The following is a 13,936-nucleotide window of genomic DNA, read 5'->3' on the forward strand; positions in this document are numbered from 1 at the left end:
ATATAAATAGATAAATTACTATAACAAATAACAATCCGTGAAATCCGTGTAATCAACAAAATCCGTGATTCAGACAATTAAACACTAAAGGGTTATGAACGCTGAACTGAAATATAAGGACATAACAGAAAAAGTTATAGGTGCTGCATTTGAAGTGCATAAATTTCTTGGGAACGGTTTTCAGGAAGTAATCTATCAGAGAGCCCTAGCGTATGAGATGTTTAAGGCTGGTTTGGCATTTGAGAGAGAAAAAGAACAAGAAATATATTATAAGGACCTTGACGAACCTATAGGAACGCGACGGGCAGATTTTATAGTGGAAGGAAAAATTTTAGTAGAGTTGAAAGCAATTGTACAGCTAGAAGACGTCCATTTAGCTCAAGTATTGAATTATTTGAAAGCATATAAGCTGGAAGTTGGACTGCTTATCAACTTCGGAAGCAAAAGTTTAACCTTCAAAAGGCTAGTATTATAATAATTATCGTCTGAATCACAGATTTAAAAGATTAATGGATAGCACAGATTTTTTTAAATTGGAATACAAACCGTACAATCAGAAAAAAAATGAAACATAAAAGAGAACCTTCAGGGCTAAGTTGGATACAATTTTCGGTATACTAAATAAAAAACAAATCCGTGTAATCCGTGTAATCAACAAAATCCGTGATTCAGACAAAAAAAGTATTACAATGCAGGAATCTCAAATCATATTATACACCACCTCAAAGGGCGATGTCAAAGTGGAAATCCGCTTTGAAGATGAAACCTTCTGGCTCACGCAAAAGAAAATTGCGGAACTATTTGATGTAGAAGTCAATACTGTTAACTACCATTTAAAAGAGATTTTCAAATCCGGAGAACTGGAAGAAAGTTCAACTATTCGAAAAATTCGAATAGTTCAACAAGAAGGTAACCGACAAGTCAGCAGGGAGTTAGACTTCTGTAATATTTACTACGGTTAATATGAATATGATATTTGAGTATATAAAAATATTAAAATTAAAACTATGAGCACCACAACACCACATACACAAACTGCCTACAAAGACACACCCATCGGAAAAATCCCTGCCGATTGGGAGGTGAAGAAAATAGGAGAAATTTTTAATTCTTTTCCAACAGCTTCTTATTCTCGAGCTGATTTGATTGAAGAAGGCGAAATATTATATCTACATTATGGGGATATTCATACAAAATTTGATTTTCACCTTGATGTCTCAAAAGCAACACTACCAAGTATAACAGAAGAAAAATTAAAAAAATATGAAGTAGTAAAAGAAGGAGATTGGGTTCTATGTGATGCTTCAGAAGATTATGATGGGGTAGGTAAATCTGTAGAAATAGTCAATTTAGATGAAAAGAAGCTTATTGCAGGATTACATACCTTTCTATTGAGAGAAAAAGGAAATTTCTTTGCTCCTTATTTTAAAGGGTATGTTGCATTAAATGAAAGTGTTAGAAAACAATTTCAGAAATTGGCTACAGGGACTAAGGTATATAGTTTGTCTAAAGAAACTTTACTGAGTGTAAAAATCCCTCTTCCGCCGCTTCCCGAACAGAAGCGCATTGCCGAAGTGCTCAGCACTTGGGACAAAGCCATCCAACTTACCGAACAACTCATCCGCCAAAAAGAACAACGCAAAAAATGGCTGATGCAGCAGTTGCTTACGGGGAAAAAACGGTTAAAAGGATTTGACAGGGATTGGATAAAATGCAATGCAGCTGATTTTCTCGTTCAAAGAAATGAACAAGCACCAAATAATGGAAGCATTCCATTATTCTCACTCACTATAGAAAATGGTGTAACAGAAAAGTCAGACAGATATGAAAGAGAATTTTTAGTAAAAGACAAATCAAGCAAGAATTATAAGATTGTATATCCCAATGATATTGTATTTAATCCTGCAAATTTAAGGTGGGGAGCAATAGCTAAGCATATACGAACCTTCAAAGTGCTACTATCTCCGATATATGAAGTCTTGTCTGTAAAGAAAGGTTACGATATTGATTTTATTAGCTATTTAGTTTCTTCCCCTAGGCAAATAGCCTATTATGCTTCAATATTAGAAGGAACGCTCATTGAAAGAATGGCAGTAAAAGTAGAGCCATTTCTTGCGACCAATTATGAAATTCCAGAAATAGAAGAACAAATTGCCATTGCTCAAGTACTGCAAGCAGCAGATAAAGAAATTAGCCTGCTTAAAACCAAAGCAAAGCAGTTGAAAGAGCAGAAGAAGGGGTTGATGCAGCAGTTGTTGACGGGGAAAAAACGTCTTTTGTAAGGGCAGACCTATTTGTCTGCCCAATAAAAAGGAAAATAATATGAACAAATACAATCCAAACATTCACCACCGTAAATCCATCCGCCTGAAAGGATATGATTATTCGCAGGCGGGGTTGTTTTTTATTACCATTTGTGTGCAGGATAGGAAATGTTTGTTTGGTGAAATTGTGAATGGTGCAATGATATTGAATGATGCAGGACAGATGGTGGAAAAATGGTATCGTGAATTAGAAAATAAATACCCCGACAAAAAATGCAATGAAATGGTGGTAATGCCCAACCATTTCCATTGTATCATTGAAAATGTCGTAACCGTAGGGGCAGATCTGCGTGTCTGCCCCTATGATACCCCCAACCAATCCATAATCACACCACCCGTTTCGATTGATGCACCACCCGTTTCGGGCGAACACAAAGGTTCGCCCCTACATCGGGCGGTGCAATGGTTTAAAACCATGTCCACAAACGAATACATCCGTGGGGTTAAAAATTTGGGATGGGAACCATTCAATGGCAAATTGTGGCAACGCAATTATTGGGAACATATCATTCGTGATGAACAATCCTATCAACGCATTTCAGAATACATAATCAACAATCCGAAAAATTGGAACAACGATAAATTTTACAATCAATAAAATTTGAAAATATGCCACGAAAAGAAAGACATGTAGTTCCCAATTCCGAAAAAGGTGGTTGGAATTCAAAACGAGAAAATGCAGAAAGAGATTCTAAGCATTTTGATACCAAAAAGGAAGCGATGGATTGGAGTCGTGAAAAAGCAAAGCAAGAAGGAGCTGAGTTAATCCCTCATCGCAAAGATGGAAAGATTCAGAATCCTAATAGTTATGGCAATGATCCGAATCCTCCTAAAGATAAGAAACATTAAATTCCATATATATGTACTTAATGTATGTTGATGAAAGTGGTGATACTGGTCGGGGAATAGGCTCGTCTGAACATTTTATTCTTTCAGGATTGATTATAGCCCAAGATGATTGGGACAAGTTTTTGAGCAGATTGAAGATTTTTCGTAAACAGTTAAAAGAAACCTATGGTTTAAACCAAAGGACTGAAATTCATGCACAAGAGTTGATTCGAATTAATAAAGCTAAAGAGTTGGCGAGCATTACCAAAAGCAATAGGATGAATATTCTTAAGGATTATTGTTCTCAATTGCCTATAATTTTTGATACTGCTAAAATTATTAATGTTTGTTTGAATAAGAATGAACATCCAGGAAAAGATATATTTGAACTTGCATGGTCGAGGCTATTGCAACGTTTTGATAGATTTCTGAAGCGGACTGTAAATGACAAAGGGATAATTGTACCCGACGATACCGATAGTAAAAAACTTATGGCCTTACAAAGAAAAATGAGAATTTACAATCCTACACCTTCACATTACGACGGTTTTTATAATGTTCCAATAGACAATATCATTGAAGATCCGTTTTCAAGAAATTCACAGCATTCCTACTTCATACAATCCGTTGATATGGTCGCTCACGTACTTTATAGAAAAGAGTTTCCTAAAGGAAGTTTGAAAAAGTTTGGCTTAGAATATCAATTTCAAAAGTTAGAACCGATTTTATTAAAAGAAGCATCAAAATATGATAATTGGGGAATTATTAGAAGATAAAAAAATACCCCGGTTCAAAAACCGAGGATTTTTTGCGACCCGACACCAACAAGCGGTCAATGCCAAGCCGACTTATATCTTTACTGGAGAAGATTTGCAGATAAATTATTTATATACAAAATTAGTCAAAAGTTTGTACAATACAAACCTTAAATCTTAATTTTTGGTTAGGTTGTATTTATAAACTTTATAACTGAATTTTGTAAGTGTTTGAAAAACAAATAAAAAGATTAGTTGGTTAATCAAAATTAGAAAAACCATGCCATTCACAGAAGACAATATATCACAATTACCAGCGCTTAAATTATTGTGTCATTTAGGCTATCAATACCTATCACCTGCAGAAGCATTGGCCATGCGCGAAGGGAGAGAAAGTAATGTCATCCTTACGGATGTTTTACGGGAGCGCTTGCACCATATCAATCAAATAAAACTGGGTCGTAAAACCGCCCAATTTAGTGAAGCCAATATTGAAAGAGCTATCCAGAAGCTCAAGGACGTTCCTTTGTCCGAAGGCTTGGTGCAAGCTTGCAATCAGACCTATAATCTTTTGGTTTTTGGTTTGGCTTTGGAGCAATCCATTGATGGCGATAAGAAAAGTCATACTATCCAATACATCGATTGGGAAAATCCAGAGAATAATATCTTCCACCTTACGGAAGAGTTTTCGGTAATGCGTACCGGTCGTAAGGACACTTACAGACCCGATATAGTCCTTTTTGTGAATGGGATTCCATTGGCGGTTATCGAGTGCAAAAGTCCAACCATCAAAGAGCCCATCAAACAGGCTATTTCGCAACATATCCGCAATCAACAAGAAAATGGTATTCAACACCTCTATGTTTATAGCCAAATCTTAATGGCGCTTAGTCTGATAGAAGCCAAATACGCCACTACCAATACCAAAGAAGAATTCTGGGCTGTATGGAAAGAAAAAGACGAGCACTATCAAGAAGCTATTCAAGAATTGGTCAATCGTCCATTGGCTAGTGAGTTGGTGGATAAACTTTTTGCTCATCCCGATATCAGAACCGTTGCAGACAGAAAAAGCTTTGAAGAAAAATATGCGTTGCCCGTAGCGCCTACCGCTCAGGATATCCAATTGTATGGCTTGGCCGCCCCCGAACGTTTGTTGCAAATCGTAAAGGATTTTATTTTGTTCGAAGGAGGTGTGGTGAAAAAAGTAGCCCGATTCCAACAGTTTTTTGCCATCAACAAAATCATGAAGCGCATCAAGCCCATTCGCAATGGCAAACGCAAAGGCGGGGTAGTATGGCATACTCAAGGAAGTGGTAAATCCTTGACCATGGCAATGCTGGCCAGAAAGATAAAGCAGGAAGTTCTGAATCCGCAAATCATCATTGTCACCGACCGTACCGATTTGGACCGTCAAATCACAGAAACCCTAAAAAAGGTAGAAATAGATGTTTCCAATGCCGGTTCGGGCAAGCAATTGGTAAGTTTATTGCAAGGAAATGGAGATTTTGTAGTTACAACGATTATCAACAAGTTTGATGCTGCCGTTAAAAATTTGGCTCATACACAGGCAGATAGTCCCAATATTTTTGTATTGATAGATGAGGCGCATCGTACACAGCACGGGGTCTTCAATGTCAATATGGAGCGCGTATTGCCCAATGCCTGCTTTGTGGTGTTTACAGGTACGCCATTGATGAAAAAGCAAAAAAACACCGCAGAAAAATTTGGCGGCATTATCGACACCTACACCATTGTGGAGGCAGAACAAGACGGTGCGATTGTACCGATACTGTATGAAGGTCGTTTGGCGCTACAGGATGTCAATAAATCTGCTTTGGATAGAGGCGTGGATATGGTGATGGAAGATTTGGAAGAATATCAGAAAGTGGACTTGAAGAAAAAAATGAGCAAAGCCAATCTGATTTCCAAAACCGACCAAAACATTTATCAAATAGCCTTTGATATCAGCAAGCATTTCCAAGAGAATTGGGGTGTAGACAAAACAGGCCAGCATTCCGGATTCAGAGGGATGGTGGTTTGCCCCGATAAATTGACGGCAGTTAAATGCAAAAAAGCATTTGACCTTATCGGAAAAGTTAGGACGGAAATTGTCATGTCTCCTCCTGACACGCGGGAGAACAATGAAGATGTGCACAGCTCAGAATCTCCCGAAGTGCAGCAATATTATGAAATGCTCAAAACAAAATACGGCCATGATATAGATAAGATGATTATTCAGCAGTATGAACATGGAGAGAGTATTGAATTGCTGATAGTTATCGATAAATTGCTTACTGGCTTCGATGTGCCGCAAACGATAGTGATGTATTTGTGCAGAAAATTGAAAGAGCATACATTGTTGCAAGCCATTGCTCGTGTAAACCGTGTGTATCCCGGGAAAGATTATGGATACATCATTGACTATGCCGGCATTATGGAAGAGTTACAAGAAGCTATGGAAACCTATGCTGGTAATACAGATGGCTTTGATCCGGAAGACTTAAAAGGCGCATTTACAAATATCAAAGTCGAAGTAGAAAAACTACCTAGAGCGTATGCGGATGTTCTGGATTTATTCAAAAGCATCAAAAATAAACACAATATCGATGAGTATGTCACGCTTTTGGCAGATGAAGCCTTGAGAGAAGAATTTTATTCCAAATTCAGTATTTTCTCCAGAATATTTAAGATTGCTTTGTCCACACGCGAATTCCACGAACAAACGCCTGCTGCTGTCATGGAGGAATACAAGTCTGCCTTAAAGAAATTTGCCCAAATTCGTGTGGCTGCCAATAACACCTATGCCGATACCATAAGTTTTGCGCAGTATGAAAAGCAGTTACAAAAATTATTAGATCAGCATGTGATTACCGAAGATATCATCAGACTGGTTGAGCCGATAAATATTCTGGATACCGAAGCATTTGAAGAAGAACTAAGCAAAATAAATAGTTCCCGAGCAAAAGCAGAGAAAATAGCAGCTGCTACTTCAAAATATATTACTGTAAATATCGACACAGATCCAGTATTGTTTCGCAAACTATCCGAGTTGATTTCAGAAACCATAGCCGAAATGCGAGCTAATCGTCTTTCAGAATTGGAAGCCTTGAAGCGTTTACAAGAAATAAAAGAGCAAGCCCTAAAAGGTGGAGGAGATGCCGTACCTGAAGAATTGCAAGGCAAACGCAGAAATATTGGTATTTATCACTTGTTCCAATCGGAAGAACTATTAAATGGCAAAGAAGTTGACGCTGCTTTAATGTTCGATGAAATACTTTCGTCTTGCGAAATAGTAGATTGGCATAAACGAATTGATATCATCAATAAAATTGAATTGGAATTTGGAGATTACTTAATGGATGTTATGGATTTGCCGATGGACAAAGCCGATGAATTGACCAAAAAAGCCATTGAAATAGCCATAGCAAGTAGTAAATGATGAAAGAACATGTACAATTTGGCAGACATACCATCGAATTTGAGTTGCGTTATGCAGCTCGAAAGACTGTGGGAATAAAAGTGAACCCGGATACCAGTGTTGAGGTTTCCGCGCCAGAGACCTTGAGTCTCGATAAAATACATCAAGCTGTGACACGAAAGGCGATGTGGATTCTGAAACAGAAATCCTATTTCCTTGGTATGGACACGGTCAATAATGACATTATCGCCAAGTCGGGATATTCGGTGAATTACTTAGGACGACGCTATAAAGTAATGGTAGGAATAGGCGGTAAAAACGAAGTAAGCTATAAGGGAAATTTGTTTTTGGTAACGGTAAAGAATAAATCCTATGCACAAGAAGTATTGGAGCAATGGTTAAAAGAAAAAGCCTATCAAAAAATCACCGAAATTGCCAAGCCAATTATTAAGAAGTTTAGCGAGCGGTACAAAGCCCCGTCTGAAATTTACTTTCAGGAGATGCCCACCCGTTGGGGGAGCTGTACGGTGAAGAACAAACTCATTTTTAATCCACGATTGATACATACCCCAAAGCGGTGTATCGAGTATGTGGTGATGCACGAATTATGTCATATCGTCCATAAAAACCACAGTCAACAATTCTTTGAACTATTAACGCAGTTAATGCCCGATTGGGAGAAGCGAAAGGAGAAGCTGGATAATTATAAATAATCATCAGAGAAAAATCTACTGCCCGAACGCCAAGTTCCGAAAACGTTAATGGAAAGTGTTAAACAACATTATTCTTAGCAATAACACACTTGGAAATGAAGAAACATTCAACTCAAAAATTGGACTTGAATTAGTATTAATGTCTGAATATTAAAATGAGCTAATATCCAATGAGTAAAGTTGTTTTATATTGGAAAATATCCAATTTACCTATCTATTGTAGGCTTCGTAAAGATTATTTCTCACAAAAAAAATTTATTATTTCCCAAATATTTATTAACATAGCATCACAATCATCAAGAGTACATGGGTACACCAACCGAGTTGAACCAACCACGGTGGTCAAAGGATGAGGGCCTTCCGGTCAAAAAATGGTTTTCCCTTTCTCTTAATGATTGGTACTTAGGTTTTATTTAAAAGTATCAAATCATGGAACAAAAGATTAAAATTTTCGAAGAAGAATTAGCCCGTCTGTCGGACGAGGCATTGGTAGCGCGTTTTAACCAAGAAGTGGATAATCCGGGATGGGTAAGTTCAAGGGCTTACTTTTTGAAAGCTCTGTGTCTCCAATTTGAAAAACGAAGGATAGATGCCTCTGTTCTTCAAGGTGACCATGGAATATCCCTTAAACACAAGGTAAGACTTCAGGAAAGCAAATTGGTTGTTTGATTTTCCAGAAAAAGCCGACTAATATAAATTAGTCGGCTTTATTTTTATTTTCTATAATGGTTCCTAAAGCCATAAGCATGTAATTCTTTTTGCAACAGATTAAAGTCTATGCCCAATCCTTAAGAAGATTGGGCGTAGATGTTTATGAGGTTTATGGTATTTAAGCTACGGTAGGGGCTTTTTGCAGTGCTTGACGGACAACGATCAGGGTAAGGCGCACACAGACGAGCAATACGAGATAGGCCAAGCCCAGAGTTAGCTGATCTTTGATATCTATGAGGTTGACCACCACATAACTTGCTATGGAGAAGATGACGTAGGAGCCTCCGCTGGCCAGTCCGCTTGCGGTGGCCGCATAATGGGGTCTGCTGGTCAACGAATAGGTAAAGTAGGTGTTATAGCTGAACCCCAACCAAAAATGGATAAGGAAGACAAAAGCCATCATGATGTACAGCTGATGAAATAGGAGTGCTGTGGAAAGCATAATCGCTAGAATGATGAACTGCGAGCGGATGGAGAGCTGAAGTTTCTGATATATAGGTTTGTTTATCTGCTTTTTACTCCAGAGTCCCCCGAAAAACATGGCTAAGCCGGAAATAAGTGCACAGTACCCGGAATATACGGCGGTGAGATGGTGTTCATGTTCTACGATAAAGGCTATGTTCATGCTAAAGACCATGATCATGCTGTAGCTAAGTCCCAACACAAGGATGCCGAGGCTGAAGTCAGTAGCATTCAAAAGTTCTCTATACATGGACATAACACTCTTAAGCTTGAAAGGCTGTTTCTTAGGTAAGGTTTCTCCGCTATATATCCATTCTAGGATGAGCAGGATAAGAGCATAGAGGGCGAGGAAGTAAAAGTTGGCCCGCCAGCCGAAGGCTTCCTGCAGAAACCCGCCCACAAAGGGGGCGAGGATAGGCGCTGTTGACCAGACCACGGTGACCATGCTGGTATAATTTTTTTGCTTTTCTCCGGTGAAGACATCTACGAAGAAGGCTCTTTTACATACCACAATAAACGAGATAGCTATGGCTTGGATGAGTCGTAAAGATAGAATCACGTGTATGTTACTGCTCCATGCTATGCCTAATGAGGAAAGAAACAAGACGAGCAGAGATATAAGATTAATCCTATAGCGTCCGAAACTGTCGGAGATGCTTCCCACGAAGAGCTGGGAGAGTCCGTAACTTACTAAATAGACGGTCAAGGTCAATTTGATATCGGATTCGCTAAGGTGCAGCTCACTCGCCATATGAGGAAACGAGGGAATGTACACATCCATGGCGAAACCCGAAATGGGAATAAGGGCAAATGCCAGAAAGGTGCTGATACCTACATTTTCATGCTTTAGTGTTTTCATTTTGCTTTTTTCCTTTTGTGAGCAAGCAAAATTAAAATGAGAGATAGAGGTATCCGCTAATCGATTCAAACAAGAATTTATAAAAATCAAATATCCCTTGCCTGGGTTGCACGATATTGCTTTGGCGTGACACCCGTATTTTTCTTAAAGAATAGTGTGAAATGTTGCACGTATTCAAAGCCTAAGCTTTCTGCAATTTCAGAGATGTTCCAGTCCGAATATTTGAGTAGGCTGATAGCTTCGGCCACAATCCTTTCATTGATAAGCTGTGTGGTGGACTTGCCGGTCTGAACTTTGAGGCAATGGTTGAGGTGGTTGACATGGACGTTAAGCAACTGTGCAAAGTCGGAGGGGCTGCGTAGGGATATAGGGTTATGCGGCGAATCGATAGGAAACTGTGATTCTAAAGCATTGACAAATGCGTTTACTACCCAGTTTGGGGAACCCTGTTTCACTAAGAAAGGAGAATTTGTAGACTGCTTCCATATAATCTGGTAAACTATTAGTTGGAGCCACTTCTGCACCATCTCTTCCCGGTATTCAAAATCACTGTGATATGCGTCAAAGAGTTGCTGGAAATAAAAGAACATAAGATCGTAGGTATCTTGATCCAGAAACAACGAAGAGGTGCGGTTAGCTTTTAGAACCTGAAGCAGGCGGTTGAAAATCAATTTCAGGTCATAGGTGAGGTATTCGTCAGTGAAAAGACATATAAATCCGGAGGTATGATCTTCGTCGAACGATTTCCAGCTGTATGCCATTTTGGGCTGGGAGACGATGATGCAGGGCTTGTCAATGATGACGGTCTCCTGTTTGGTCTTAAGTTGCGCTTTGTTGTTAAGTAGGGTTATTTTCCAATAATCGCGACGTGCGAAGGGAAGCCCTACCGTACAGTTTTTGCGCTTGAGAATATTGAAATGACGAGGTACGCCGTTGTGCTTAAGCAGGTCTTCAGGAATCTTCCTTCCTGCAAATTCATAATAATCTCTTAAAGTTTCCGTTCTTTCCATATTTATATAAATCAAATATAGTTAGCTGCAGGCTATGATACAAGGATTGCTTTTTATAACGGAAGATTTACGGATTATATTACCTGTAAAATGACACAAATCTTAAAAGCATGAGAAGTAAAGAAGTTACTGTAAAGCTATTTTGCCTACTAAGACGCGTTGTACTTTATTGCCTATCAAAAGTTAAATAATGTGAAATAATTCATATTGAAGAAATTAAATGGTTAATTTGAAAAAATAAAAAATATAATACCCAATACATTTTAATGCATACCCAAGTAAAATTTAATAATGCCAACGCATTATTCTCTAAATCCCTCAAGTTAAAAGTCAACCAATATTTCCAACAAGATTTAATTAAGAAGACCGGCAACCGCAAGCTTATTATAAAAGCTATCATATTATTAACAAGTCTTGCTGTATTGTACAGTGTGCTCGTTTTTGTGCAGCCCCACTGGGCTATTAGCGTGATTTTATGCGTCCTTTTAGGTATTAATTTCGCTGCTATAGGCTTTAATATAATGCATGATGCGGGACATAATTCCTTTTCCGATAACAAGAAGGTTAATACCGTATTATCCTACAGCTTGAATCTGCTAGGAGGGAATATCTTTTTTTGGAAGATAAAGCACAATATTGCACACCATACTTTTACCAATATTAATGGAGAGGACCATGATATCGATGTGAAATTTATGCGTATCCACCCTGATCAGTCGCTAAAGAAATATCACCGTTTTCAGCCAGTTTACTTTATCTTTTTGTATTCTATCTCTTATTTGGCGTGGATTTTCTTTCAAGATTATGAGAAATATTTTAAACAGCGGTTTGGCACGAGCTCTGATAAATTCACTTTTCCGGTAAAAGAAAAAGTCATCTTTTGGATAAGTAAGTTTCTGCATTTTCAGTTGTTTATTACCCTTCCGATGCTTGTGGTTGGTGTTGTTCCTGCATTGGTAGGCTTCCTTATTGCGAGTGTTGTTTGTGGTATTTGTCTGGCTACGGTGTTCCAACTGGCGCATGTGGTGGATAAGACCGAATTCAAGACTATAGCCAATCATCGCGTAGAGGAAGAGTGGATGATTCATCAGCTTCAATCTACAGCTAATTTTGCCACAAACAGTAAGCTTTTAGTATGGCTGCTGGGAGGACTGAATTTTCAGGTGGAGCACCACCTCTTTCCTAAGGTTAGTCATATTCATTACCCTCAACTGAATAAAATCTTGAAGTCGACATGTCTGGAGTTCAATGTAAAATATAACGAATATCGTACTTTCTTTTCCGCCCTACATTCGCATATCCGTGTGATTAAGATGATGGCTCATTAAGCCAATTATACATAAAAAGATAGGATTAACATGCTATGATTTCAGTTCATACATAATATACAGCCCCTGTAGGGGCTTTTTTTGTGGTATAACACTGTGATAATACATGATTTTAACGTTTTGTTGTGCTATTCTTCAGCATTTTTACTATGTTTATCATCAAACTATACCTATACGCTAAACCGATGAAAAAAAATCTTATTACCGCTTCGAGTTTTTTATTAATTCTATTAGGATTCTGGTCTCCATTATTAGCTCAGGAAGCCTGGATTGGACGTACCACAGGAGACCTGCCGTATATTGAATATAGCGATGGCGTGGTAAGACTAGGCGCCGATAAGATGGGCTTCTTGGATACGGCCATACGTATGGTAGTCGTTGACTCGGTAGGGGATCGATATAAGGTTAAGCTGTCACAGAACTGGGATTGTTATATCCCTAAATATTTTGTTAGGCGAGGATTTGCTGAAGATCCCCTTGGAGAAGGTAAGTTTCTGAGTGGTTCGTGGCATCTGTCGGCCAAGGATAACTATGACGTGTTGACGGTAAGCCTTCCGGACAGACTTCCTTACCGCAGCTACCAGCTTACCGAACCCAACAAGATTGTGGTGGATGTCTTTGGCGTCAATTCGAACACTACATGGATTACACAGCTGCGTCAGACAAAAATCGTTAAAAGTGTCTACCGCGAGCAAGTCGAGAAGGACGTCTTCCGCATTCATATTGAGCTGAAAGGAAGGCAAAATTGGGGATACAGCGTAGGCTATAACAATAAGTCACTGCGCATCGCCGTCAAACATGCTCCTCAAAAAAAGGGAATAAAGAACCTGTTTATAGCTATAGATGCGGGACACGGAGGTACGGCAAAAGGAGCGGTAAGCCGAAAGGGAACGGAAGAGAAGGTCTATACACTGAAATTTGCCAAAGAACTGGAAAGCTATCTGAAAAAGAAAGGAGTGAAAAATGTATATCTTACTCGTACCGACGATGTAGACATAGCTACTACCAAGAGAGTGCTTATGCTCCGCGAGGTAAAGCCAGACCTACTAATCAGCCTGCATTTGAACGCCTCCTCACGCCCTGAAGTGAAAGGAGTAAGTACGTACTACCATCATAATGGCAGCAGAAAGGTGTCTCAACACATTCTGGATGAGATGCTGAAGCTGGGGTTGAACGAATTCGGCCTCATAGGTAACTTTAACTTCCTGCTAAATTCACCAACAGAATATCCTAATAGCTTGGTGGAAATTGCTTTCCTCAGTAATGAAGAAGATGAAAAAAGAATACTCGACGAGAAATTTCATAAACAGACCGCGGAAAGAATCTATCGCGGCATAGTACGCTGGCTGAAAGAAGTGCAGTAGCATGAGAAATTCTCGAACGTAAAGTAGATAGCCTCTGATAAGAAATAGAAAAAGTCTAAAGCTTCTAGACATGCCCCAAAAAGTTAGACACTTATTTGGGGCATTTTTATGAGTAAAAAACAGAAGTATAATTTCAATTTTAAGTTACGTCTAGTAACCACTAT

13 protein-coding genes and 1 riboswitch are annotated in these 13,936 nt (G+C 38.8%); of the genes, 11 read left to right on the forward strand and 2 right to left on the reverse strand.

The genetic code is table 11. From position 1 onward, the window contains the following. Positions 1-94 precede the first annotated feature (94 nt). The 9 genes from ABD873_RS10530 to ABD873_RS10570 all read left to right on the forward strand — a co-directional run bounded on the left by ABD873_RS10530 (position 95) and on the right by ABD873_RS10570 (position 8,707). The gene (locus ABD873_RS10530; protein ID WP_345068133.1) at positions 95-475 is read left to right on the forward strand and encodes a GxxExxY protein; all 381 of its coding nucleotides are present in this window, start codon (positions 95-97) and stop codon (positions 473-475) included. A 121-nt stretch (positions 476-596) separates the two neighbouring features. Further along, a complete protein-coding gene (locus tag ABD873_RS10535; RefSeq protein ID WP_345068134.1) occupies positions 597-962 on the forward strand; it encodes a virulence RhuM family protein in 366 nt (121 codons plus the stop codon). 45 nt (positions 963-1,007) lie between these two features. Then, positions 1,008-2,282 carry a restriction endonuclease subunit S gene (locus tag ABD873_RS10540; RefSeq protein WP_345068136.1) on the forward strand — a complete coding sequence of 425 codons (1,275 nt, stop codon included), beginning with the start codon at positions 1,008-1,010 and terminating at the stop codon, positions 2,280-2,282. Between the two features lie 40 nt (positions 2,283-2,322). Next, positions 2,323-2,922: a transposase gene (locus ABD873_RS10545; protein ID WP_345068138.1), complete on the forward strand. Its 600-nt coding sequence runs from the start codon at positions 2,323-2,325 to the stop codon at positions 2,920-2,922. A gap of 11 nt (positions 2,923-2,933) precedes the next feature. Continuing rightward, positions 2,934-3,173 (forward strand): DUF2188 domain-containing protein, encoded by a 240-nt coding sequence (locus ABD873_RS10550; protein ID WP_345068140.1) that lies wholly within the window; start codon positions 2,934-2,936, stop codon positions 3,171-3,173. Positions 3,174-3,184: 11 nt separating this feature from the next. Then, positions 3,185-3,928 (forward strand): DUF3800 domain-containing protein, encoded by a 744-nt coding sequence (locus ABD873_RS10555; RefSeq protein WP_345068142.1) that lies wholly within the window; start codon positions 3,185-3,187, stop codon positions 3,926-3,928. 259 nt (positions 3,929-4,187) lie between these two features. Beyond that, on the forward strand, positions 4,188-7,346 hold the full coding sequence (locus tag ABD873_RS10560) for a type I restriction endonuclease subunit R (protein ID WP_345068144.1): 3,159 nt from the start codon (positions 4,188-4,190) through the stop codon (positions 7,344-7,346). Further along, entirely contained in the window at positions 7,343-8,038 is a 696-nt protein-coding gene (locus ABD873_RS10565) for a M48 family metallopeptidase (protein WP_345068146.1), read from the forward strand. The genes ABD873_RS10560 and ABD873_RS10565 overlap by 4 nt, the downstream gene beginning before the upstream one ends. A 288-nt stretch (positions 8,039-8,326) precedes the next feature. Next, positions 8,327-8,420: riboswitch (SAM-I-IV-variant riboswitch) on the forward strand. Positions 8,421-8,467: 47 nt separating this feature from the next. Next, positions 8,468-8,707, forward strand: a complete 240-nt coding sequence (locus ABD873_RS10570; protein WP_345068148.1) for a hypothetical protein — start codon at positions 8,468-8,470, stop codon at positions 8,705-8,707. A gap of 160 nt (positions 8,708-8,867) precedes the next feature. On the opposite strand, the gene ABD873_RS10575 is transcribed toward ABD873_RS10570, so the two are convergent. Beyond that, positions 8,868-10,070: an MFS transporter gene (locus ABD873_RS10575; RefSeq protein ID WP_345068150.1), complete on the reverse strand. Its 1,203-nt coding sequence runs from the start codon at positions 10,068-10,070 to the stop codon at positions 8,868-8,870. 86 nt (positions 10,071-10,156) lie between these two features. Further along, entirely contained in the window at positions 10,157-11,080 is a 924-nt protein-coding gene (locus tag ABD873_RS10580) for a helix-turn-helix domain-containing protein (RefSeq protein WP_345068152.1), read from the reverse strand. A 266-nt stretch (positions 11,081-11,346) separates the two neighbouring features. Between ABD873_RS10580 and ABD873_RS10585 the strand changes: the two genes are divergently transcribed. Then, positions 11,347-12,408: a fatty acid desaturase family protein gene (locus ABD873_RS10585; protein ID WP_345068154.1), complete on the forward strand. Its 1,062-nt coding sequence runs from the start codon at positions 11,347-11,349 to the stop codon at positions 12,406-12,408. Between the two features lie 185 nt (positions 12,409-12,593). Then, positions 12,594-13,772, forward strand: a complete 1,179-nt coding sequence (locus tag ABD873_RS10590) for an N-acetylmuramoyl-L-alanine amidase (RefSeq protein ID WP_345068156.1) — start codon at positions 12,594-12,596, stop codon at positions 13,770-13,772. The last annotated feature ends 164 nt before the right edge of the window (positions 13,773-13,936 follow it).

It is taken from the genome of Sphingobacterium thermophilum (assembly GCF_039541675.1).
Classification (GTDB): Bacteria; Bacteroidota; Bacteroidia; order Sphingobacteriales; family Sphingobacteriaceae; genus Sphingobacterium; species Sphingobacterium thermophilum.